The 22,677-nt window shown below is 54.9% G+C and carries 21 protein-coding genes; 4 read left to right on the top strand and 17 right to left on the bottom strand.

The features are described from left to right. Positions 1-105: 105 nt before the first annotated feature. Positions 106-1,089: an SAM-dependent methyltransferase gene (locus tag SH678x_RS00180; RefSeq protein WP_496920864.1), complete on the bottom strand. Its 984-nt coding sequence runs from the start codon at positions 1,087-1,089 to the stop codon at positions 106-108. Positions 1,090-1,291: 202 nt separating this feature from the next. Here SH678x_RS00180 and SH678x_RS00175 point away from each other — a divergent pair, with 202 nt between their 5' ends. After that, positions 1,292-1,624, top strand: a complete 333-nt coding sequence (locus SH678x_RS00175; protein WP_496920863.1) for a hypothetical protein — start codon at positions 1,292-1,294, stop codon at positions 1,622-1,624. 1 nt (position 1,625) lies between these two features. On the opposite strand, the gene SH678x_RS00170 is transcribed toward SH678x_RS00175, so the two are convergent. From SH678x_RS00170 to SH678x_RS00110, 13 genes are all read right to left on the bottom strand, one after another. Further along, positions 1,626-2,036 carry a PGPGW domain-containing protein gene (locus SH678x_RS00170; protein ID WP_496920862.1) on the bottom strand — a complete coding sequence of 137 codons (411 nt, stop codon included), beginning with the start codon at positions 2,034-2,036 and terminating at the stop codon, positions 1,626-1,628. A gap of 42 nt (positions 2,037-2,078) precedes the next feature. Further along, on the bottom strand, positions 2,079-2,375 hold the full coding sequence (locus tag SH678x_RS00165) for a hypothetical protein (RefSeq protein WP_496920861.1): 297 nt from the start codon (positions 2,373-2,375) through the stop codon (positions 2,079-2,081). 77 nt (positions 2,376-2,452) lie between these two features. Further along, positions 2,453-4,945 (bottom strand): glycoside hydrolase family 127 protein, encoded by a 2,493-nt coding sequence (locus SH678x_RS00160; protein WP_496920860.1) that lies wholly within the window; start codon positions 4,943-4,945, stop codon positions 2,453-2,455. Between the two features lie 103 nt (positions 4,946-5,048). Further along, positions 5,049-5,285, bottom strand: coding sequence for a hypothetical protein (locus tag SH678x_RS00155; RefSeq protein WP_496920859.1), 237 nt, complete (start codon positions 5,283-5,285; stop codon positions 5,049-5,051). Positions 5,286-5,400: 115 nt separating this feature from the next. Next, complete coding sequence (locus SH678x_RS00150; RefSeq protein ID WP_496920858.1) at positions 5,401-6,228, bottom strand: hypothetical protein; 828 nt, start codon at positions 6,226-6,228, stop codon at positions 5,401-5,403. Positions 6,229-6,248: 20 nt separating this feature from the next. Beyond that, positions 6,249-6,746, bottom strand: a complete 498-nt coding sequence (locus SH678x_RS00145; RefSeq protein ID WP_496920857.1) for an ExbD/TolR family protein — start codon at positions 6,744-6,746, stop codon at positions 6,249-6,251. A gap of 14 nt (positions 6,747-6,760) precedes the next feature. Next, on the bottom strand, positions 6,761-7,240 hold the full coding sequence (locus tag SH678x_RS00140) for an ExbD/TolR family protein (protein WP_496920856.1): 480 nt from the start codon (positions 7,238-7,240) through the stop codon (positions 6,761-6,763). 21 nt (positions 7,241-7,261) lie between these two features. Continuing rightward, the gene (locus SH678x_RS00135) at positions 7,262-8,053 is read right to left on the bottom strand and encodes a MotA/TolQ/ExbB proton channel family protein (protein WP_496920855.1); all 792 of its coding nucleotides are present in this window, start codon (positions 8,051-8,053) and stop codon (positions 7,262-7,264) included. Positions 8,054-8,106: 53 nt separating this feature from the next. Then, positions 8,107-9,321 carry a MotA/TolQ/ExbB proton channel family protein gene (locus SH678x_RS00130; RefSeq protein WP_496920854.1) on the bottom strand — a complete coding sequence of 405 codons (1,215 nt, stop codon included), beginning with the start codon at positions 9,319-9,321 and terminating at the stop codon, positions 8,107-8,109. A gap of 56 nt (positions 9,322-9,377) precedes the next feature. Then, a complete protein-coding gene (locus SH678x_RS00125) occupies positions 9,378-9,836 on the bottom strand; it encodes a hypothetical protein (protein ID WP_496920853.1) in 459 nt (152 codons plus the stop codon). A gap of 18 nt (positions 9,837-9,854) precedes the next feature. Further along, the gene (locus SH678x_RS00120; RefSeq protein ID WP_496920852.1) at positions 9,855-10,556 is read right to left on the bottom strand and encodes a MotA/TolQ/ExbB proton channel family protein; all 702 of its coding nucleotides are present in this window, start codon (positions 10,554-10,556) and stop codon (positions 9,855-9,857) included. Positions 10,557-10,747: 191 nt separating this feature from the next. After that, positions 10,748-13,255: a WD40 repeat domain-containing protein gene (locus SH678x_RS00115; RefSeq protein WP_496920851.1), complete on the bottom strand. Its 2,508-nt coding sequence runs from the start codon at positions 13,253-13,255 to the stop codon at positions 10,748-10,750. A gap of 187 nt (positions 13,256-13,442) precedes the next feature. Then, complete coding sequence (locus SH678x_RS00110) at positions 13,443-15,101, bottom strand: sigma-70 family RNA polymerase sigma factor (RefSeq protein ID WP_496920850.1); 1,659 nt, start codon at positions 15,099-15,101, stop codon at positions 13,443-13,445. Between the two features lie 604 nt (positions 15,102-15,705). Between SH678x_RS00110 and SH678x_RS00105 the strand changes: the two genes are divergently transcribed. Next, a complete protein-coding gene (locus tag SH678x_RS00105) occupies positions 15,706-17,088 on the top strand; it encodes a hypothetical protein (protein ID WP_496920849.1) in 1,383 nt (460 codons plus the stop codon). A 531-nt stretch (positions 17,089-17,619) separates the two neighbouring features. On the opposite strand, the gene glgC is transcribed toward SH678x_RS00105, so the two are convergent. Next, complete coding sequence (glgC, locus tag SH678x_RS00100; RefSeq protein WP_496920848.1) at positions 17,620-18,855, bottom strand: glucose-1-phosphate adenylyltransferase; 1,236 nt, start codon at positions 18,853-18,855, stop codon at positions 17,620-17,622. Positions 18,856-19,206: 351 nt separating this feature from the next. Here glgC and SH678x_RS00095 point away from each other — a divergent pair, with 351 nt between their 5' ends. Then, the gene (locus tag SH678x_RS00095; protein WP_496920847.1) at positions 19,207-19,416 is read left to right on the top strand and encodes a hypothetical protein; all 210 of its coding nucleotides are present in this window, start codon (positions 19,207-19,209) and stop codon (positions 19,414-19,416) included. 35 nt (positions 19,417-19,451) lie between these two features. Here SH678x_RS00095 and SH678x_RS00090 read toward each other — a convergent pair whose 3' ends face one another. Further along, positions 19,452-20,723: a phospholipase D-like domain-containing protein gene (locus SH678x_RS00090; protein ID WP_496920846.1), complete on the bottom strand. Its 1,272-nt coding sequence runs from the start codon at positions 20,721-20,723 to the stop codon at positions 19,452-19,454. Continuing rightward, positions 20,705-21,832 (bottom strand): glycosyltransferase family 4 protein, encoded by a 1,128-nt coding sequence (locus SH678x_RS00085; protein ID WP_496920845.1) that lies wholly within the window; start codon positions 21,830-21,832, stop codon positions 20,705-20,707. The genes SH678x_RS00090 and SH678x_RS00085 overlap by 19 nt, the downstream gene beginning before the upstream one ends. A 52-nt stretch (positions 21,833-21,884) precedes the next feature. On the opposite strand from SH678x_RS00085, the gene SH678x_RS00080 reads away from it, so the two are divergent. After that, positions 21,885-22,673, top strand: coding sequence for an alpha/beta hydrolase-fold protein (locus tag SH678x_RS00080; RefSeq protein ID WP_496920844.1), 789 nt, complete (start codon positions 21,885-21,887; stop codon positions 22,671-22,673). Positions 22,674-22,677 lie beyond the last annotated feature (4 nt).

Below are 22,677 nucleotides of genomic sequence, written 5' to 3'. Positions count from 1 at the left end.
GCACCATCAAAGAAGTAAAGACTTGTCACAGGGGTAAAATTCCCTCCAGTGACAAGCCTCACATTCTCGTGCCGTCTCGAGACGGTGTCAACAAATTTTTGGAAATCACACGGCCAGCCACGTTTGCCGCAACAGCTGCATAGGTGACCGCTCGCCGCGGAATTGCCAATTCCACGATTGATCGACTAATAAGCATCTCATCATGTCGCTCATAGCCCGGGGACTGGCGCGCCATTTTTTCGCCAAGGCCCACCATACCCCAGGATTTGTGGCAAGCGACCACTTCAATTTCCGCAGCCAATACTCGCTGGTGAGATAATAATCCTGCGTGCCGTCTTCTTCCTCAACAAGTGCGAATCGCTGCTCGGCACATGTTTCGAGTTGCCCCGGCTCGGGATACCAACCACCAAAGGCTTCCACCAAATTTGCATAGTGATAACCAAAGCTACCGCGCTCAAAGCTGCCATGGCCACGACGAATCTGTCGTGGATCGGCTTGCCCCGGATCACGAAAATGAATCGCCGTGGTGACGAATTTTTGCCCCGGAGATAGCAGTGAACGGCAAATGCGAAACAGTTCTCCATAAATCAAATCGTTGCGATTGGTTAACGCATCGTTTAATTGGACAAAATGTTCAAGCGAACCGTTGGCTACAATACCATGGACATGGCCGATCCACCGCTGCCCCATCTTGGGAATGTCGCGATAATCAAGAACCATCGCAGACAATCCCCGTTTTTGGCAGTCACTCGCCTGCAAGGATGAAAGCGTCAGTCCCACCGCTGCGATGCCACGCTGTTGAGCTTGTTGCAAAATACGACCGTAACCACAACCGATCTCCAAAATTTGCTCCCCCGGGAAACAATCCACTTGATCGAGTAAGTATTCCGCCTGAAGATGCTGGGCCTCGAGATAAGCTTGGCGATTGTTCTTGTCATCGACGTATTTGCCGTCGGTAAAGTCCTGGACCCCACCAGCGAGACAAATATCAAGCACGTCGTAACAATCGACCACGGCATGGCGCGATGTTGGGGCAGGAGTCGCGGTTTTCGGTGCAACCACATCATGGGATAGAGCAAGGGCAGCCATAGGAATCTCCTAGCAATCATCAAGTTGAGGTGGAAAATATTCGCACACACCGTGCCGTCATCAGTGAATCAGGCGAAAACTTGACAATGTTGTTACAACAAATCAGCTCGAGGGACGAATTTTCTGACGAAACCGCCCAATCCAATTCTTTCTTATTACCGTGAGATTATTGCCAGACTCTCAAACTGGGCGCGCAGCGGCCATGGGCTGGTCATTTCTACTCCATGAGCACGAACACTGTCATAGCCGACGTCGATTGACTTCGCGACCTGCTGGTTTGCCTAACGCCGTGGAAAGGCAGCTTGCCAGTGCTGATGACTTTTCCATATTGCAAGAACGGCTATCGCATTCCAACAGCTCGTTGGGCGAAGTCTCGATTGCCCACGATCAGCTGATTGGCCGCATAGTAACTTTTAATCAGATCAAAGCGAATTTGGCCGACGACATCGAGAGGTGGTTGGTTGATGAATACGTCGTCGGTTATCAACCAAGCCTGAAAGAGCGACTCTTGCGTTGGCTCAGGCAGCGTTCTTAGGTTACCGCAAGAAAAAATTGTACGCCGCAAAACCTGCCGTCACGCTCGTGATGAGAAACGTCATGGCGACAGCCACTCGCCCCAGCGACGACATGCGTTTCCAAGTCCGCAAGAGCCAGTTCCAAATCGCACGCAACTTGGGTTCGCACCAATCGAGGGCCACCGCCATTGGGCGAAACTCTTGAGCCAACAGAGCGAGCCCAAAAATCGCCACAAACCCGCCTGGGCCCGGTAACCACCCAATCGATGCGCCACCAATTGTTAAGAATAGGCCGAACAGAATGGTTAGCATCCGCGCGACGGAGAAACCCGGGTTACGCTGGCTCTGGCGGAAATCATAGAAATCGCAAAACCGACTGCCAGACTTGCCCAGTTTAAGCTGACGCAGATCGTCTTTGATAAATTCCAACATTCGTCGCCTCGTCGAGATGAAACTCCATTATCTCTACGTCGGCTACTTGTAGGCGGGTTCTTGCCGAACATCAGGATTTATCGGATCCGGTCCACCAGGAACGGGCGGTTGTGGGGGTGGATCGCCCGGCGAAGGGGGTGTGCCGATCGGATCACCCGGGTCCGGCGGTCCAGGAGAAGGCGTGGGTGAGGTCGGCACTTCAGGGTCCTGTTCCGAGTCCGTAAGTTCCGGGTCTCTGGAGTCGGGCGTTAGCTCGGGGTCTTGCTCTGGCAGACTGGCGACCATACCGTGCGACCACAGATCATGCGCAGACAAAGCAATTGTCATGGGAATCAACATAGCGTTCTCCTTGGCCACATAGTGCCTGAAATACTTACCACATGAAGAAACGCAAATGACGTGCCTAGCTGCACCGTTTATTCTTCTCTGCGAACGACAAATTCCAACACACCCACGGCTGCATCGTCCTGCGGCCAGACTTTCATCCGCAGGCGGTCGGTCAGAAACGGTTCTGCAGGATGCACGACATTGAACTGATCGCGCTCGTTGGCATATTCATCTGTGTTGTATAACGGGAACGCCTGCCAGGCATTCTCCCGCCACACTTCCAGCTCCCAGCGCTGCGGAATCTGAACGCCGCCACGATCGTCGTACCAATAAACTTCAATACTCCGCGGTTCCATCGGCTCGACTAATTCAAATTCCAGCAATTGCTCTTTGCCGCGCTCGGGCCAACTCGTCCACCTTGGTATCGACGTATCAAACGAATTCTTGGGTAAGCGTCCATCGATCATCGCTTCCACGTGATCTTGATCGTACGTGTGCTTGGCTTGAGCCGATTTGAACATCTGGGCATTGTCGTCGACCACAAAGGCCCCTTCGCGCAACGTCGCGATATTGTCGGCCAGCCAGACCATCATCGAGCCCACGCCGCGATTATTCCAAGCATAGTAGGGAACAAGTGTGAGAGGTGTTGCTTGCAATTGGCCGTCTTTATCGAGTGCTTGAGTCTCGACATTGATCGCCACCATTTTTTGCCCTGTGATGGCGAGTTGTTCCACCCGGGCAGCAGCTAAATCATTCACCGGTGGCGCTAAATAGTTGTAAACATGCCCCGGATTGTCGGCTGATTCCGCACAATAAACTAACGGCCCGCGCGAGTATGCCATACGACTGCGATTTGCTTCAACTTCATTGCGACAAACATTGGCTCGCACTGGCATGGGAAGCTCCAAACGAACTCGGTCACCCGCCGTCCAAGTCCGTTTCACCTTGGCGAAACCCTTTTCGATTTCAAACGAGACCGCTTCGCCATTAACAAAGAGTTCGACTTTTTCATCACTAAGATTGGCATAACGATAAAGCTTTCCCGGCACGAGTTGATCGCCCGTCCACGTAGGAATTCGTAGCCGCACGGCAAACTCGACTGGCTGCTGGGGATTGAGGATCAATTCAATGCGGCCATCAAACGGATAGTTCGTTTTTTCAACAACTTCAATCGGTGTGCCGTTGAGTTCAACCTTTGTTTCACTCGCGGCATACAAACAGAGCGTCAGCTCCTCGTCATCCCGGGCAAAGATCATCCCCGGTACTTGGGGCACCAGCCGTGCGATGTTCGTCGGGCAACAAGCCGTGCCAAACCAAGGGGAACGCTCAGGTCGTCCATGATTGAAAGGCCGCAAGCCATCAGTCGCGAGCGGATTGATGTAGAAAAAGCGATTTCCCTCGAAATTCATGCCAGCGAGCACATTGTTGTAGAGCGATAACTCGGCCACGTCCAAATACTTGGCTTCGCCAGTCAACAGAAACATGCGCCAATTGAAAAACACATTTCCCACGGCCGCGCACGTTTCATTGAACGCATCGTCGTTGGGCAAGAAAAAAGCCGGGCCAAAACCTTCGATGCCATGCACGGCCCCCAGCCCACCAGTGATGTGCATGCGCGTATCAATAATATCGCTCCAGATTGCCGTGAGCGCCTCGTTGTAATGGTCGACTCCCAAGCTCGCTCCAACGTCGGCCATGCCGGCATAAAGATAAGTCGCCCGCACCGCGTGCCCTGCAGGTGAATGTTGATTCACAACAGGCGCATGCTGCTGGGCATAAGTCGGAGAATTCACGCCCTCGCCATGCGGCACATAAGTCACACCGCGAATATCGACAAATAGCTGTGCTGTTTTTGCATATTCCGGCTTCCCCGTCGCTTCAGCAAGCTTAACAAGCGCGAGTTCAATTTCTTGGTGACCGGGTGCTTGATTCTTGGGTTTGCCACCGTTGTAATTCGGATCCCCTTCGAAGAACACACGCTGCACGTGTTGGGCATTCCGCTCCGCAACATCGAGCAACGTTCGTTTCCCCGTCGCACGAAAATAAGCGACCGCGGCTTCGTACAAATGGCCAACAATGTACAGCTCGTGGCTGTGATCGACATAGCTGTATTTGCCGTCGCCCATCATGTCGATCGGAGCGTGCGGATAAAGCGTTCGCGTGGCGTTGAGATATCCGTCGGGCTCTTGCGCCCCGGCAATCACCGCGATGATCTCGTCCATTTGAGCTTCGAGCTCGGGATCGCGCTGAAGCGCCAACAGATACGCGGCGCCTTCCATCACTTTGAACAAATCGCTCGTGCGGTAACGATGCGGCGGCGGAGGGTCTTTCAATTCACGCCCCGCGAGCACATCCGCCGCGGCCTTGAGATCAGACAAGGCTTCTCCCGTTTGCTCAAACGCATACGGCACAAGAATTCTTCGCTGAGTTTCTAACCGTGGCCGCCAGAAATTATCTGTGAGCGTCACGTGCTCGAAAGAGACGGGTTTCAGCCTATAGCCAACTGAAGTGTCGGCTCTGGTCGGACCGAGACCTAAGCCAAGCCACAAAATCCATGCGAATGCCCAAACAAAAGCTTTCACGACGCGCCTCACGGGAAGAGAATCGAACCTGCATTCGATTATCCGCGTGGCAACTCAAGGCGTCATTGAGATTGGTTGTACAACTTATGCCACCTGAAGCGATCTATTTTGGCGATTCTGGCGAGGGCATCTCTTCTTTGGTCGTCATCACTTTTTCGTCGTCTATTTCTTTCCACTTATCTTGGGTGGGATTGCCCGGATTGCCGTCGGGTACCTTGGTTTGTGCATCCCCGCTCGTGCTTTTGCCATCCCCCGTCGTATCCGGATGGTCCTCATGCACGTTATCGGGTGATTTGGGATCCGTTTTATACTGATCGTGCTTTTGCCATTGCTGAGCCATCACTGAACTCCCTCTGATGAGTGAAGATATCACCACATGAAAGGAAGCAACTCGCGTGCCAGCTGACAAAATGGCAGGCATTTATCACACAATGAGCGCTCACGAGACAGTCTGCTTACGACTGTTCCAACCATTCTTCAAAGAGTTGTTCATTCGGGGTGGCGAGGCTATGAGAATGCGCCGGTTTTGCAGATTTAAAGTAGAAGGCCCGCGATAAGAACGAGCCTATCAACGAAACCACCAACAGTGAGCCAATCCCAATTCGCCACCAATCCTTTTCGCTGGCAAACGATCTCGTTGGTACTGTGCCGCGAATCATACAGCCGATCAAAAGTGGCGCCGCACGCGGAGCAAGTTTCGCTTCTGCTCCCGCGGGGATATACCCTTGCAGCTTGAAAAAGTAACCACAGAACTTGGCTCTCTCAAAAACGGAAGCGCCAATTTTCATTCCATCCGGCAACTCCGTGGTCACCATCACATATAAATTCCCGGGGGCATCATCGGCCCATCCCCAAACTTCGTAGAGACGCTGCGCTGGCCGTGTGCCTTGCTCAACATCATATGCCAGAACGCGCCGCACATTGAGTTCCTTCTGCACAAGCTGTCCGCGAAACGCCTCCGGGCTTTGAAGCAACTGTGAATAGCTCGCTTGAACATGAGGCTGACATTTTAGCTCTGCAAACGAAGAGTCTTTGGCATCACGAACGAGCTGCCAATAGGCTGGCATCTCTTCGGCCCCAAGCTCAGTGGTACGGTCGGTAACGGCTTGAAATTCCGGTGATTCGGTTAGCTGCTGAATCAAGGGCTGTTCGACGACGGCTATTTGACTCGATGCGTGTGCCAATGGCTTGGCTTGCCAATGTTGCCAAGCCAAGGCCACCAATGCCACGACTGGCGCGACGTAAGACACAAGCCGCAGGGCGCTACCTCGTGAAATCTTCATGCGATGGCTCGATCCTTGCGTCATTTTGTTTGCAGCTCCACCAACTTCAATTTGGCCAGCGAATTGCCATTGGGCAGTTTCTGCTGCGTGCAGATGTCGACCACTTGCATCAACTCTTCGTAGCAAAGATTCGCATCGACTTGCACGGTGAGCTGTTCACAATCGTCCCCCTCACGGCAGATCGCATTGTGAACCGAGGAATTCAATTTCGCGAGATCGCTCACGACTTTGCCACCCACGGCCAGTTTTTCGATTTTGCCCGCTTCAGAGCCTTCCACCGTCACGATAATTTCCGAGTGACTCGCCTGCTGAATGTGGGACTCGGTTTGATTCTTCTCGGCAAGTTGAGGTTTCGTCACCGGCTCGGCCGCGGGAATATACGCTGCGAATTGAGCCTCGTTCTGTGCCGGGTTGAACGTGAGGATAAAGAACATCAGCAATTGAAACGCCATGTCCAGCATCGCTGCCAGATTCAGCTCGATGCCATCAAGCTTTCGTCGTTTGCGTCGTCTTCGCATGGGTTGTTCTTAAACTACAGCGTGCTTGCTTGGTCTGTCAGAGGCTTATCCAAGACTTTGAGCGAGATCTTGCGAAAGCCCAGCCGTTGGCACGCCATCAAAACGTGATTTAACTTGGTAAACTCGGTTTGCTTATCGGCGCGAATCACGACGGTCGTGGAAAGCTCATCGCCAAGTTGCAATTTTGGATTCTGCTTCTGGGATTTCTCCAGGCTGAGCCGCGCTTCTTGCTCTAAAAACTTCTCGGCATCTTGCGATTGACCGTAAACATTCACTTCTCCCGATGCGGCCATGTTTAGCACCAACACGTCCGTTTCAGAATTTGCCGCAACGGGACGTGCGGAGCCCATCATTGGCAGCTTGATGTTCGGATCGATCGTCGCCGCACGAAAGTTAATCACGAGCATGAAAAATGTGATCAACTGAAACACCATGTCGAGCATGGGTGTCAGATCAGGCTCAGCCCTCGTCGCATGTTGCATTGCTGCGGACATAATCGCTCTCCGAAGATCCCATTAAGCCGCGATGGAATCACTTGCCGGTGCCGCGGGTGCGGTCCGCAATCGCGCCGCGTGGGCGAATTGACGCAGCAAACTGTCGGCCTGCAACATCGTCGAAACCGAAATCGATGCCACGCGGTTACGGAACACGGCATAGAAGTAAATCGCCGGCACCGAAAGGGCCACGCCCTCGAACGTCAGTAATAAGGCTTCTGAAATACCACCCGCGACTTCGCTTGCCTTGAGAACCATATCCGACATCGCGATCACGCTAAAGCTCGCGATCATACCCTTCAAAGTGCCAATCAAACCAATCATTGGACCGAGTGTTCCCAACACGGCAAGCATGCTGATGCGTTTTTCCATCTCCACGGTTTCCGCTTCGCCGTGGCGTTCCATCGTGTCGCGTGCCTCGGCCAGACCGTTGGGAAGTTCCATCAGTCCGATTTTTAGCATGCGGCAAAGATAAGAATCATGCGAGCGAACAAAATTGAACACGCTTTTCAGATCGCGTTGCTGAATCAGTTCCTGACATTGTTCCATCTGTTCGGGCGGAGCTGCGATTTCCATGCGCATCTCGGAGAACAATCGCACCGTGGTCACGACGAAATAGATGGCTAGTCCCAATATGAATAAGCCGATTAGGCCGGACGAATGAATAAACCATTGGATATAGGACTGTGTTTGCTGGCCGGTGGCCTCGCTGCCAACAGCTGTCGCTTCCTGCGCCACAGCAGGCACACTGGCTACCATGCCCAATGCCAACCAGGCTGCCAGCATCAATGATTTGATCACGGGTTTCATCATGAACCTTTCCAAATATCTTTTGACCGCTTCTCTGCGGCTTGCAAGTCAGATTCTCAGGCAGAACGCTTCCAGAGATTCGCCTCCGCGTCGTTGCCATCATGCATCCGCAGTTCGGGACGCTGACGGGCTGGCCGGCCGTCTTTCAATTCGTCGTCAATGATGTTGATCAACTGTTGAACAACTTCCCCTTCGGTCTCTTGCTTCGCTTGTTGCCGGGATAAGTAGTTTGCCACTTGCTGCAAAGCTTGTTGCAAAGGCTTCCAGCCCGTCATGTCCATTTCACCACCAGAAGATATCGAAACTTGAGTCGGCTGATTCTGCAAAGCGTTCGCCATCGCGCGGGCGACCATGCTTTCCATCTTTTGCTCATCCAGTGCAGCACCTTGTTGTCCCGGTGCTCCGCCCTGAACGGCGTTCTTGAATTGAGCCGACTGTTGCTGCTGGGCGAGCTTTTCGGTCGCCTTCACCATGCTTTGTGTGAGCATCCTCAGTTGTTCCATTTGAGCCGTCGAGGGATCGACCGTCTCGGCAAGCTGCGCGTCGAGTTCTTCCTCCACTTTTCGGTCAACGACCGCCAGCAGCAGTTGCTCGCATTGTGTGTCAACAAACTTGTACAGCACGAGCAGAATCGACATTCCCAACGCCAATGCGAACGTGTCGAAGGCCTGCGCCAAACCAACTGTAACCCCTTTGATCAGTTCCTCGGAATTCGTGGCGTTGAGTTGCGTGATCGCCGCGGCAATCCCTAAAACAGTCGCTAAGCTCCCCACCGCGGGCAAAGCCCACGTCAGAAACCGCGTCAAATCATAGTGATGTTCCATTTGTGCCCGATCCGCATCGGCTAATTCACCCAAATGACTGGCAAGCGATTTTGTCCCCGCAACATTACGGGTGACGAATTGCAGGGCATTTTTCAAACGACGGTGTAGGTAGGTGTTATTCGAGGCATTACTTTTGCTGAGGTCTTCGAGCATAGCCTCGGCAGAGATAATTGTGCTTTCCTCAGTAGATTCTGGGCGCAGCGGTTTGGTGAGCAACACCGCTTGAAAAATGATATCGACGGCCCGAATCGTTAGCGCGGCGAATCCGATCAAGAACAACGAGGTGCAAAGATAGGCTTCCCAGCGGCTTGTCAGCGCGCGCACCAACCAGGGATCAAGCCGCTCGTCGATCGCGCCCAACAGCACATAGAAGCCGACCGAAAGCAATCCGCCCCAGAGCAGTGCCGATTGAAAGACCCTTTGAACGACGCGGTCCATCATGTTCATGTCCGAAAACTCCAAATAAAGCCTTGCGGCTGAAAGTTTGTCTTAACTCATTGCGCTCAGCTAATCGCTCCACGGGCTGAACGTTGTGGTCGAGTCGATTTTTTCTTCTTCTGTTTGCCGGAGGCTGGCTCCGAACCGTCTGCTGGTTTCAATTCCAACGCGTCGGCGTTGCCTGCGTCCTGCTTGTTCGTCTTTTCTCGGTCGTCTTCGACCGAGCTTTCAGACTTCGCGAGTTTGATAATCGCATTCTCACTCGCCGGCGCGACGGCTAGCTCAAGCCGCACAACCTGTACGACTTCTTCCACGGCAGGTGTCTCGGTTTGGGCAACCACCTGCTCGACAGGTGTAGGCCCGCTGAAATCCCAAGACCGCAACAAGGCATAAGCCGCCACAACGTGCAGCACCGCACTTCCCACGAACAGCAAGCTCAACCGATTCACGCGCAAACTCGGACGGCAGGCCTTCGATGCCGGAGTTTTTTCGTTCTGTTCTGTGCCGGTTGTTGCCACTCTCATTCCATTCTTCGATGATTGTTAAGCCGCACGAGCGGAGTACTTCGGCTGCGAACCGACACCCGCATTCGCCGTCAACTGAGCCATGACAAACTCCGTGATGAATTCGATTTGGTTCATCGTTTTCTGAACGTGGCTTGTCAGGATGCTGGCCGCGAAGAATGCCGGCGTCGCCGCGAGCAGTCCCGCTGCCAGTGGAGCTAAGACCGAGATCGCGTTGTAATTCATCAGCGTTTTGCCGCTGCTCGATATCCCTGGCGAGTTCAAAAACTCCCACAGATCGAACACGGTTCCCAACAATCCCACCAACAGGGCCGCGAGTCCCAACGACCTTAACAAACCCAAATGCGCATCGAGTCGCAAGCGTTCTCGTGCCGCTGCGGAACGCATCACGGCTTGCACCGCCTGCGGACCAAAATCAACTTGTGATAACCCCGCCAGTACCGTGAGTGCCGGACTCGCTGGTGATTGTTGAGCCAAATCCTGCGCCCCCGACCAATCGTGAGCTCGCAACAGCGGTGCTAATTGACCGGCAAAGAGATCAACGTCGAGATGCCGTTGGACGAAGTACCACACGCGGTCGCAAATCAGCGCAAGGCTGACGATGCTCACCACAAAGAGCACAGCCAAGGCGCATTCCCCGCCAATTCCAGCAAAGCGTCCGATCAAATCGTACAACATGCCCAACAAACCTTTCGCGGGAATGCAGTCGTGAAGCCACATCCGCGCAGACTTTGTCCGAAAACCTGATCCAGCGGGTCGGAACACTAGACGAGCGCGAGAATCGCGTCAAGAGAACGGCCTGCTACCGAAGCAAATTACGGAATTAGGCGTGCTAGCAGCAAAGCATTGATTCGGTCAACCAGGCGCGCAGCCGGTGTCAACCGGCTGCACAACCAGAACAACAGAGTGGTTCACGGTTTTCCAACCGCACGCATTTCTGCCTCATACCGATCAAGCAGGCTCAAATCCGGTGGTAGCTTGTTCAATCGCAGCCACCGTTCAAACGAAACCACTTCCTTCGCCACAGGCAACGGCTTCGTCCACAACAGTCCATCGCCGCCGAAATTCACAAGCGCGTTGCCATCTTTAGAATGGGCCCGCAAAGAGAAGTCGACATCGTCCTTTTCGTAAGTCAGAAACGTGTAATCCTCACCTCGAATCCCTCGGCCATCGTGTTTCCAACCGAGGGCTTCGATCGCCTTCGTATAGATCTCCGCCGCGTTGGCAAGCGTCGATCCATCGATCTGCACCTCAATCGTCTTCTCGAGCGGATCGTATTTGGCGGTTTTCGACGCATTCAGAATGGGGAAATCCGCCGCCTCGATTCCCACGATTTCTGTTTCTTCTTCATCACCCTCCTCTTCTTCTTCAGGTGGCAACGAACCTTCCCACAGCGAGCCGTTCGACTCGCCAACCCGCACTAAGGTTTTGCCATTTTCCAATTTGGTGAGTCCGATCACCACGTTACTTTGATCCCGTAAGTAACTGAGCCAGGCGTACTCTTCCTTCATCGTGTGGCCGCCGAGGCGAATAATCCAACCCTCTCGCGCCATTTCTTTATCGTAGAAATCGCGGGCTTCCTCCAAACTCATTCCTGTGGTCGCAATCAACTTCGGATCGGTCGAACCATCGAACTCAACATACCCCGCGTCCGGCAGGACGGGCACGCTCGCGGTATTTGGAAACAGCGAATACGAAATCGTGTAGCTATCACGGTCGTCAGGGAACTTGCGCACTGACACTTTCAGCGTGGTGCCATTCTTCAGAAAATCCAGATCACGCGCATCGGTTTGCTCGCTATGTGACGTATTGAGCCGCGTGTACGGAATCCACCCCGCCTTGTGCAACAAACGCAGCAGACCCGTTTCTAGGGTCAGTAGGTCGGCTTTTGCACGATAGCTCACCGTATCTTCATTTTCATAAACTATCTCCACCGGTGCGGCGTCAAACTTTGGAATCTCACGAAGGTCTAAGTTGCCTCCGTGATTGATCATGACATTTATCTTGCCGTCGCCTGCATCGTAAAACGAAGCCGTGATCCGAAAGCCGTCCTTCTCGAACACGAGCATCATGGGATTCGGCGACGGCATGGCCGATTCCTGCCAACCCGCTTTGTTGAGGAAATGACGATAGAATGTTTTCGCTTCTTCAGCCGAGACCGGCACGATGCAACTCAAATTCCCACCCCCGGCGATGCTCATCTCACTCCCGGGAAGTCGTGGCAACACGCGTAAGTTGATTACTTCGTGCATTTGCAGCGGCGTGGCGGGCACATCGTATTTCGCCAGCGGCGGATGCAACGGTTTGAGACCCACGGCTGCACCCTGCTGAGCTGTTCCCCAGATTCTTGTCACGCCGATATCCGAGGCAATCGCGAGCAAATTCGTCTCCGGTAACCAACAGACATCGGAGATCGCCCAGCCATAGCCCTCGATCACTTGCGTGATCCGCCGCTCGGCGAGATTCCACAACTGCACCGTGCCGCCGCTATTGGCCGCCAGATATTTGCCATCTGGCGAAAACACGATCTGCTCGCGGCCAGAGACTTCCTGCGTGATCTCCGCCTCGGCCTTGCCGTTTTGGATATCCCAGATCACCAACTTCTCATCGCCACCGAAGACAAACTTCATCCCATCGGGCGATCGTGCCAGCGCGGTGCTGTAGCGGTCTGCGGAAAGCTCGCGATCCAACTTGCCCGTGCTCGTGTTCCACGCGGAGATCGTCTCCCCCGCGACTGCCAACACTTGAGGCGCGACGTATTCGAGCTGTTTCACAAATTTGGTCGTGACTTCGAACTTTTTCTTTTCATTAAACTCCGGCACACTCCAGATCGTGACTTCATTGTCGTATGAAATCATGGCAATTTCTTTCCCATCGGGCGAGATCGCGAGATCTTGAATATCGTTCGTGTAAAGCTGCTTCGTGACAATCTCCGACTTGTCGGCGAGATTCCACGCCCGCAGCGTCCCCTCCGAATCGCCGACAGCAAACCATTTGCCATCCGGCGCGACGGCCAAAGCCTGTTGGTGTCGATCGCCATCGTCGCTCGTGAGTTCCAGAAACACATGCGCAGGAGTCTTCGTATCGTCGAGCGACCACAAGATCACCCGCGAACCAGCCACAATGAAATGCTCCCCATCCGGCAAAGCGGCGATCCGCGAGGTGAAGCTCGTTTTCTCCCACTCGTAGATCCCCAAAAGCTCGAACGGCTCAAATGCCGTCGGAGTCCAACGCGCAATCTGTTCCGCCGTCGCCGCAACTACTGGCGACGCGACTGCCAACGGCGCACTGTTACCGTTAGCCGCCGTCGTCCCGACAACGCTCTTTGCAGATTCGCCCCCACTCTCAGCGGGGGAACCACAACCAACAACAAGTGCGAGGCACGACAACGGCAAAACGAACGACGTCAAACGCTTCATGGCAACAACCTGGCGACGGGGTGCTCAAAACCGCGTACAGGATACGTTGAAGGCCTGGCCAAATCAATTAGCGAGAACCATTCTGATAAAATTGAGACTATGCTGACAGTTCGCACCTTCCCAACAAAAAAACGCCGCGGAGATTGCTCTCCACGGCGTTCGTTAAGGTTCAAATTGATCGGCTTGATTAAATCTCGAGCGCGATCTTTTCTTCTTGCACGGCCTGACGCAACTTTGTCAGCGCCCGGGCTTCAATCTGGCGGATGCGTTCCTTGGTCACGCCGAGTTCTTCGCCGACTTCTTTCAAAGTTTGCGGTTCCTTCGTGTGGTCCAAACCAAAGCGTCCGACAATGATTGCCCGTTCACGCTCATCGAGGCGGCTCAAGACGCGTTGAATCTTGCTCACGCGGTCTTGCTGCACGTTCTCCTCGATGGTCGGGTTGCTACGATTCTCTTGGGTCAGGTCGAACAACTCGTCGTAGCTCGTGCGGAACCGATCGCGTTGGCGGTACTCGCCGGGGATCGTCCGGGCAAAGTTCTTCATGATCGCCCAGCTGGCGTATGTGCTGAACTTGTTGCCACGGGCGTAATCGAACTTCTCCACGGCTCGCAGCAGCGACAAGTTACCGTCGCTCACGAGTTCGAAGAAATTCTGATCCGGCTTCACATGCCGCTTGGCAATCGAAACCACCAAACGCAAGTTGCACCGTGCGATCTGATTTTTGGTATCGACAATTTGCTCGTGCAGTTGTTCGATCTCATCCATCAGCGACGACTTCGGCCGTTCGTAATCGAGCTGATCGCGGAGCTTGTTCGCTTTGTACTTCAGGTAGTTGTACAGGCGGAACAAGTGCTGCTCCTGCTCGCGGGTGAGCAACGGAATCTCATACAGGCTTGCCAAGTAAGGAGGCAAACCCGACGGACGCCGTGCCTTGCGGCCTTGCTCGACCTCGGGCATCGGACCCAGAATCGCGTTGTCGGCACCCTTCCGCGCGAAGCGGGGGTTGTCGATAAAATCCAACGGCAATTCTTTGATCCGCTCGGCCCGCATCTCGTTGATCACGCGGTAGACGGTCGTCTTCGTGCGGTTGTAATCGCGGCAGAGCTTATCGACCGACACACCCCGACGGTACGCACGGAAGATGTTGCTCTTCTGCACGTCGGTCAGCGGACCAGCCCCAGCGGGGAAGATCGCCGATTCGGGATGCTCAGCATCGTAAGTCCGCAGCGCGGCACGCACAGTTTCGACGCTCCGACCCGTCCGTTCAGCCAGAACACGAGCAATCTCGCCCTGACCGCGACCGGCATGAGCCATCTCACGCGCCCGAGCCACGAATTCATCGCGCTGCTCGTCGGTGAGTTGGCTGAACTTTGCGCCACGCTCAACACGTTCCGCATTGTTCTTGATGAACCGGTCGACGCTCGAACGGAGGAAGCCTACACGTTTGCGACCATCGAACACCAAGCGACGGCTGACAAGCCCCAGGGCCCGCCACCGCGAAATGGTTTTGGTCGACACGTTGAACTGCTTCGCCAGCTCTTCGACGGTGAAGACTTGCTCGCCGACGGCATCCGCGGCCAGTTCGATCATGTCGGACAGATCTTCCACCAACAGGCGGAGATCGTTCACCAGATCGTGACCGCTGATCTTGCGATTGCCAGCTTCGGGGAGCGGCTTGCCGTCGATCTTCGACAAGACTTCGGCAGCCGGATAGCTGTTTTCCAATTCAATGCTGGCAATGAGCTGCTCGGCGGCATCGATCCGCGCAACCATTTCACCACGCGACGCCTGTTGTTGGCTGTCGCGATACCAGCGAATCACGGGATTTTTATATTCGTTATGCATGGTCCACCTCTCTTGCTGCTCGTTCCTCTTGCCCGACCCTTCGCAATACTTGCGTGAGGCCTGCGACAATGGTGTGGTGTTCCTTGCGATTCCGTCCGCCCACGACCTTTATTAAAGGACTAATTGCCAGCTAACTTGTTACACCTTTCTTAGGAATTCAATGACCTTCCGAGCTTGTTCGCTCGACAGCTAGCAATCTTGACGCTTCTCAATCGACTGCTAGCCCTTTGTGGTCAACAGTTTGTACGCAAATAAGTGCTTTTGGGTCGAGAGAAAGTTCACAAATGCCGACAAGATTGCGCTGCTGGCAAACGACGAGAAACAACATAACTCCTTACTGAATAATACCTTGAGAATTAACTGGACATTCCCGAGCCCGACGGGAATTCGCGGAAACTACGTCGACTCCTTGGGGAGATACGCGGTTTAGCCAAGCTTTGTGTCGTTTCGACCTGGCAGGTGACTGTCCACCTCTGCACGCAGTGCTCTTCAAGAAACCCGAAATTCTCACCTCAGAGTAACTTACATTTCCTCGAAAAAGCATGCTCGCTACACTCCGCAACTCTCGCAAACTTGGCTGACAACTTTTCAGGGAAGAAAAGCAATGAAGTTTTCGTTCTCGCTGGCACTGGTCGGTTGCCTTTCGTTCTGTTCGTTCATCTCGGCGGCTACTCCAAAATACATGCTCAAGGCGGAGCTCGCCCCCGGCGACGCGGCGCACGTGACCGTCAAGCTCGAAGTCGGCGGCGAACTGATCATGCCGACCGAGAAGGACGCCACCGACGAAAAGGTTGAGAAGAAACTCCCCACGCGAGTGCTCGGCAATCTCGACTACCAGGAACAACTCGTCGCTTGGTCGGCTGATCCCAACGCGGTCGCTCGTTCGATCCGCGATTACAAAACAGCCACGGCCAAGTTCGACGTGGAAGAACAAACCACCGATCGCACGCTTGTCGAAGACGAGCGGCTAATGCTCGCCGAAGTTCGCGACGGCTTGAGCAATCTCACCGGCGCGAACGACAAACTCACTCGCGAACAGCTCGATTTGGTGAATATCGTCGCCAACACGCTCGCCATCGACCGACTGCTCCCCGGCAAGGAACTTGCCGAAGGCGATACCTGGACCCACGATGCCGCAACGCTCGGCGCGCTGCTTTGCATGGATCACGTCGGCGTCTGCGACGTCAGCAGCGTCGTCACGGCCGAGTCCGAACGGCAGGTGCAAATCCGGCTCGCCGGCACGGTTCACGGCACGATCGACGGCACCCCCACCGAGATGGAACTTCGTGCAGCCTACTTGTTTCACCTCGACAAAAAGCGGATCACTCGTTTCAACTTCGCGATCAAGGAAACACGCAAGTCGAGCGACATCGTCCCCGGCCTCGACGTCGTGGCCAAAGCCTTTGTCGAAATCGAACCCAACCAAAAACCGCTCACCGTTGCGCCAGCCGTCAAAAAACTCGCCGAGCGGACGAGCGAACCACTCACGCGCACCCTCGTTTACGAATCGCCCAAAAACGACTTCCGTTTTGAATACGACGCGGCCTGGTTTATCACGGCCGAGGAACGCGATATGTATTCGTTTCGTTACTTGCACGATCATGAGCTCACGGCCCATTGTAATTTAAGCGTTCTGGCCCCCCGTTCCGCCGGTCGTCACACGCCGCTCGACGAATTCGAGCGCGACGTCCGCCAATCGCTCGGCGATAAACTCGGATCGGTGACCGCCGCGACCGAATGGCAAACTAAACGGGGTTACAACTGCCTGGGTGTGATCGCCGAAGGCAAGGTGAACGACGTGCCGATCCAGTGGCGCAACTATCTCGTGTCGACCGACAATGCTCCCCGCTTGTCGCTGGCGGTGACCCTGGAAAAGGATCGCAGCGACAAATTCGCCGACGCCGAACGGCAAATCATCGACAGCATCGAGCTCGTGCCAATGACCACCGCCACGACGGCCAGCAAAAAGGAAGGCGTGAGTCGTTAGAGCCACAAGTCATTCTGAGAAAGCCTAGGCGACCGAAGAATCTACTTTGCCTCACCCACAAGGTTTGAAGCGAGTACCAGTGGAAGCAAGATTCTTCTCTCCGTGCCACTCCGATCAGAATGACAATTTAAGCCTATCGTCCCCTCCTTCAGGTTTGCCAGCTTGGCGAGGTTTGCTTGGCTTGCTGCCTCCAAATTGTTGCCAAGCTAGAACTTTGTCATCTTGATCAACTTTTTCAACTTGATCACGGCTCGTCGATGAGCAAGTTAAAATAGGTAATATTCCGTAGGCCGGAACAAGCTCCGCGCAGTTCCTGCATGCAGCAGAACGTGTGATACACTCCCCCGCTTACGCGGGAGCCTCGTTACGAACATAGCAGAGTGCGCGGCCATTTTCATTTGAAATATTTGGCCGCCTCTGAAGAATAATTTCACGCAGAGGCGCGGAGGGCGCGGAGAGAATTTTTCGGCTTCAATCGGCGTGCAAACACGGCATCGGGACGATGCCGGCTAACGCGCACTCCAATTTCAGTTAACGGGCGAAAATCTCTTCGGCGGCTTCGATCACGGGCACGACGACGATTCCCCCTTCGGTGATTGTGAAACCGCGGCGGATGTCGCGTTCCAAGTCGACGCCGATTTGTGCGCCGTCCGGAATCTGCACGTACTTATCGATGATCGCGTTGCGTACGATGGCCCCTTTGCCGACCGTCACACCCCGGAACAAGATCGAATTGGTTACCTCGGCGCGCTCTTCGACGCGGACCCTGGGTCCTAACACGCTCCGCTTCACTTTGCCGCCGGAGATGATTGACCCGGCTGAGATGATGCTGTCGGTGGCGATGCCACGTCGGCCGGTATCTTCGTCGAACACGAATTTCGGCGGTGGCAAGTTCGGCTGGTCGGTGCGCACGGGCCAGTGATAGTCGTACAAATTCAACAGCGGTTCGACGTCGGTGAGTTCCAGATTCGATTGATAGTAAGCGTCGAGCGTGCCAACGTCCCGCCAGTAGCAATCGGCCTTCGAGTTTTCATCGATGAAGGGATACGCCATCAAGCGGTGCGTCTTGATAATCGACGGAATAATGTTGCGGCCAAAATCGTGGGCGCTGTTTTGCAGCGTCGCGTCCTGGCACAACTGATCGAACAAAAAGTGCGCGTTGAAAACGTAAATGCCCATCGACGCGAGGCAATTCTTGTCGTCCCCCGGCATCGTTTTGGGATTGGCTGGCTTTTCTTCAAAACCAACAAGCCGGTTACTGGCATCGGTTTGCATGACGCCGAACTGCGTGGCTTCTTCTTTGTTGACGCGCAAGGCCGCGATCGTGAGATCGGCGTTGTTCTCCTTGTGGAATTCAACCATTTTGGCGTAATCCATCTTGTAGATGTGATCGCCAGCGAGAATCACCACGTGCTCGGGCCGTTCTTTTTCGAGCGTGTAGATATTTTGATAGACCGCGTCGGCGGTCCCTTGATACCACTGCTCGTCGATCCGTTGTTGCGGCGGAACAATGTCGATGAATTCGCCCAGCTCACGGCTGAGCAAATGCCGCCAACCGGTGGCCAGATGGCGGTCGAGGCTCATCGCCTTGTACTGGGTGAGCACCAAAATGCGACGAATGCCGCTGTTGATGCAATTGGAGAGCGTGAAGTCGATAATTCGATAGTTGCCGCCAAAGGGAACGGCCGGTTTGGCGCGTTCGCGAGTCAAAGGTTCGAGCCGGGTTCCTTTGCCCCCCGCGAGAACCACGGCCAATACGTCTTTCATCACAGTTGAGTACCCTCCCTGCTAGAAAACGGCACGTACTTGCGCCGCTGAAAAGGGCCGGACCGGCGTTGCGGTCTGGCTTTTGTGTCCCGCCCGTGGAATAGAAGCGTAATTTTAGTGTGTCGAGCCATTTCGGCAAAGCTCGCTCGGAGCGGCGAAAAGACACGCGATATTCGCAGAGAATTCGCAAAACCTAAACAAAATCCCAACGAAGTGAGGTTACATTTTGCTCAAGCTTGCCGCCCACCAGGGCCAAGAGCTGCAACAGATGCCCAATCCTAGCCCGCCCGAAGTGGTTCTTGGCCCTGGTTCTTTCCAATTCGGAGTCCAGACAATCTGGAGCCTTAGCCCATGAAAGCTGTCCCTGACTACCTGCCGACGCCTCGCCAGATTCGCCTCGAATGCGCGGAGATCCGTCGCCAATGGACCCCCGCCGAATTACGCCGCCGCACGGTGGGTTACGCCCTGCAACTGCAAGAGGTTCGCTGGTTGCCGCCGATGATTGATACGGCATCCTGCACGTCGCGCGTGCGACGGATTGCCTGCGAGCAATCGGCGTAAGTTCGAAGAAGACCGACGGTTCGCGGCCACTGAGCTTAAACTTGCGACTTGAAGAGTCCCGCGAGATTGTCGATCAATTTCTCGTGCCACGGTCGATTTCGCCATTCTTCAAGTGTCACTCGGCGAGAGGCTTGTTTGTCTTGCTCGAAAATGGCGGTCTGCTCCGCGGCGAATTTTTCATTCATCACGTTGAGATTCGCTTCGTCATTGAGGCGGAACGAGCGATTATCGAAATTCGCCGATCCGACCGAGACCCAGCGGTCGTCGATGATCATGACTTTGCAGTGAAACATGGTCGGTTGGTATTCGTAGATCGCAATCCCCGCTTCCAAAAGTGGTCCCCACTGAGAACGCGATGCCCGGCGGGTGAGGTGGGTATCGATAATCTGACCCGGGACGATGATTTCAACTTGCACACCACGCTTGGCGGCGGAAACCAGCTCGCGGCTCGTGCGATCGTCGGGCACGAAATAGGAATTGGCGATCAGAATCCGTTCGCGCGCACCGGCAAGCGACAATAAGAACATCAGCCGCGCGCTGTCGCCCCCTTCGCGGGGAGAACTTTTAAATACTTGCGCGGCACAATCTCCAACTTCTGCGAGTTCCGGATAGTAATCGCCGTGGTTGAGGACGTTTGCGCGGGTTTTGAGCCAATTGTCGGTGAACGCCGCCTGCAAATGGGCGACCACCGGCCCTTCGACTTGATAATGAAGATCTCGCCAATTATCCGCGTTCTCGGCATTGCCCGACCACTCGTCAGCAATTCCTACACCCCCAATAAAACCGAGACGGCCATCTACGACTAATATCTTGCGGTGCGTGCGACTATTAAGTCGCGACAAGCTGTACCAATGCAACGGGCGGTAGCGCTCGACCTCAACCCCCGCGGCTTCGAGGAGATCGATCAATGATTGTTCCATCCTGTTGCTGCCGATCCAATCCAAGAGAACATGCACTTGCACTCCCGCGCGCGCCCGCTCGGCGAGGGCCTCGGCAAATCCATCACCGACTTTACCTGACCAATAGATATAAGTCTCGAAGGTGATCGTATGGCGTGCGGCCCGAATCGCAGCGAGCATGGCCGGGAAAATCTCGTCACCGTTGTTGAGCGTCTTGATGCGATTGCCACCCACAAGCGGCGGTCCGAGCAAGTGCCCCATACAGCGCTCGAAGATCGGTTCGTGGACCGCAAGTTCGGCCAACTGATAGTCGAGTTTGCGCTCCGGCGTAGCCAGATTGCGAAAGATAAGCGTGGCCAACAAGGTTGCCAGCGCGGTCGAGAAGATAATTAGGAACGTACTGAGCATGAAGTCAATTTCGTGGCGATGAGCTGGGAATAAAGTTGGCTGTAAGCGCGCGTCATGGCCGAGAGGGCGAAGCCGTCGGCAACAGTTTGACGAGCAGCTTGTGCAAATTTGGTGCGCAATTGTTCGCTGCGAAGCAGTTGATCGGTGTGACGAGCCCAAACAGCCCGCTTCGCGGCAGGAACGAGAAAACCGTTCTGTTCATGCTGAATTACAGCCTGATGCGCGGGGACATCGCTGGCCACCACGGGGAGCCCACTCGCCATCGCGGCAAGTAGCGCCGAGGGAATGGCTTGGCTCGTGCCGGGCTGCCAGTAGATCTCGCAATGGGCGAGCAGGTCGGAAAGCACCGCTTGGTGAGCGACGAAACGCACGGCTTGGGGATCGGTCACCTGTCGGGTGAAGCGTTCGAGGCGGCCAAGTTCGGGTCCGTCGCCGACGATCACCAGTGCGGTGTGATCGTGCAAAATCCGGATCAACTCAAAACTCCAAATCGCTTCGTCGACAAGTTGCCAACGCTCGAGCGGTCCAGCCATGGCTATCAAGCGACTCTCCGATGGCAAACCAAGATGCGTCAGCAATTCGCGGCGGGTGTGAGCTTCGCTCGGCGGTGATGAAATGCCCGGTGGGATGATGTGGATTTTTTCTTCCCCCTGCCCCGCGTCGACGAATTCCGCGCGAACGTCGTCGCGCTCGACGGCAATCGCATCCAAGGCATGCAAGCTCTTGTTGGGCCACCAAGGATTGGGAAGCTGCGGCATTCTCACGAGCGTGGCCAGCAGCGCGGCCTCCGGCAGCGCGCGGCGAACGGTGAGCGCCGCCTGCGTGGCGCGCGCTCCCCAGATATGCACGACCGTGGGATTCCACTCTTCTAACGACTGCACAAGTTGTCGCGCGGCGAAGGGATCGTAGCCCCAACGCTTGCGAATGATTTCGGTCTTCACGCCGCGCGATTTGAGAACATCGCGTGCATCGGAATTCGCTGTAAAGGCGACGACCGTCACTTCCTGCCCGTCGGCAATTTGCCCAAGGGCGAGATCGCACAAATACTGCGACGCATCGAACTGGCCGAGCGAGCCGATCAGATGAACAATTTTTTGTGGTGCGTCCATGGCATTCAATCGGGGATGAAGTTGGTATTGTAGTATGGGGAGCCCCGCCGCGATGTCGCAAGCGGCCCAGAGTTTTGGAGCGAATCACGTGCCGACACATGCCGATCAATGGTCGAAAATCTCCGTGGCGGGGCATTCTTGCCGCATTTTCGAGCCGACCAACCCGTCTCCACACGGCTACACGATTCTGTATTTGCACGGCAGCCACGTCGAAAATCTCGCCGATTACCCGCGAATTACCCAGCAATTCGAGCACCATGGCTTGCGAGTGATCGCACCGATCACAGGGGTCACTTGGTGGTCGGACCGCATCGCCGAGGAATTCGACGCCAAGATCACGGTCGAGAAGTACTTGCTGCAACATGTGCTGCCATTCATCGCGGAGCGATGGCAATGCACGCCGCCGCGGATCGCGTTGTTGGGAATTAGCATGGGGGGTCAAGGGGCGTTGCGGCTCTCTTATAAGTATCCCAATATTTTCCCCACCGTGGCTGCTGTGTTTCCGGCAATCGATTTTCAGAAGCGAATCGACGAAGGCGACCCCACGCTCTCGCGCATGTATCGCGATGCCGAAGACGGCCGGCAAGATACGGCGACGCTGCATATTCATCCACTCAACTGGCCGCGAAATCAATGGTTCTGTTGCGATCCCGACGACGTGCGCTGGTGGGATTCGGCGGATCGACTGCGGATGAAACTTTTCTCGCTCGGCGTGCCGTTTGAATGCGATCTCGAAACCCGCGCGGGGGGGCATACTTGGAAATACTTTTCGCGAATGGCTGAACCGGCGTTCGCGTTTCTGATGGAGCGCTTGGAACGCGAACGCTTGCGGGTGACTTAATCGC

Source organism: Bythopirellula superficialaquae (assembly GCF_059632245.1).
This window is presented reverse-complemented; position numbering and strand designations above follow the sequence as displayed.

Bases quoted from the DNA above. Each gene is read 5' to 3' on its own strand.
- SH678x_RS00125 (WP_496920853.1), bottom strand. From the start codon at position 9,836: ATGAGAGTGGCAACAACCGGCACAGAACAGAACGAAAAAACTCCGGCA.
- SH678x_RS00155 (WP_496920859.1), bottom strand. From the start codon at position 5,285: ATGGCTCAGCAATGGCAAAAGCACGATCAGTATAAAACGGATCCCAAA.
- SH678x_RS00095 (WP_496920847.1), top strand. From the start codon at position 19,207: ATGAAAGCTGTCCCTGACTACCTGCCGACGCCTCGCCAGATTCGCCTC.
- SH678x_RS00115 (WP_496920851.1), bottom strand. From the start codon at position 13,255: ATGAAGCGTTTGACGTCGTTCGTTTTGCCGTTGTCGTGCCTCGCACTT.
- SH678x_RS00105 (WP_496920849.1), top strand. From the start codon at position 15,706: ATGAAGTTTTCGTTCTCGCTGGCACTGGTCGGTTGCCTTTCGTTCTGT.
- SH678x_RS00165 (WP_496920861.1), bottom strand. From the start codon at position 2,375: ATGTTGATTCCCATGACAATTGCTTTGTCTGCGCATGATCTGTGGTCG.
- SH678x_RS00110 (WP_496920850.1), bottom strand. From the start codon at position 15,101: ATGCATAACGAATATAAAAATCCCGTGATTCGCTGGTATCGCGACAGC.
- SH678x_RS00135 (WP_496920855.1), bottom strand. From the start codon at position 8,053: ATGATGAAACCCGTGATCAAATCATTGATGCTGGCAGCCTGGTTGGCA.
- SH678x_RS00080 (WP_496920844.1), top strand. From the start codon at position 21,885: ATGTCGCAAGCGGCCCAGAGTTTTGGAGCGAATCACGTGCCGACACAT.
- SH678x_RS00120 (WP_496920852.1), bottom strand. From the start codon at position 10,556: ATGTGGCTTCACGACTGCATTCCCGCGAAAGGTTTGTTGGGCATGTTG.
- SH678x_RS00140 (WP_496920856.1), bottom strand. From the start codon at position 7,240: ATGTCCGCAGCAATGCAACATGCGACGAGGGCTGAGCCTGATCTGACA.
- SH678x_RS00180 (WP_496920864.1), bottom strand. From the start codon at position 1,089: ATGGCTGCCCTTGCTCTATCCCATGATGTGGTTGCACCGAAAACCGCG.
- SH678x_RS00145 (WP_496920857.1), bottom strand. From the start codon at position 6,746: ATGCGAAGACGACGCAAACGACGAAAGCTTGATGGCATCGAGCTGAAT.
- SH678x_RS00170 (WP_496920862.1), bottom strand. From the start codon at position 2,036: ATGTTGGAATTTATCAAAGACGATCTGCGTCAGCTTAAACTGGGCAAG.
- SH678x_RS00085 (WP_496920845.1), bottom strand. From the start codon at position 21,832: ATGGACGCACCACAAAAAATTGTTCATCTGATCGGCTCGCTCGGCCAG.
- SH678x_RS00090 (WP_496920846.1), bottom strand. From the start codon at position 20,723: ATGCTCAGTACGTTCCTAATTATCTTCTCGACCGCGCTGGCAACCTTG.
- SH678x_RS00130 (WP_496920854.1), bottom strand. From the start codon at position 9,321: ATGAACATGATGGACCGCGTCGTTCAAAGGGTCTTTCAATCGGCACTG.
- SH678x_RS00150 (WP_496920858.1), bottom strand. From the start codon at position 6,228: ATGAAGATTTCACGAGGTAGCGCCCTGCGGCTTGTGTCTTACGTCGCG.
- SH678x_RS00175 (WP_496920863.1), top strand. From the start codon at position 1,292: ATGGGCTGGTCATTTCTACTCCATGAGCACGAACACTGTCATAGCCGA.
- glgC (WP_496920848.1), bottom strand. From the start codon at position 18,855: ATGAAAGACGTATTGGCCGTGGTTCTCGCGGGGGGCAAAGGAACCCGG.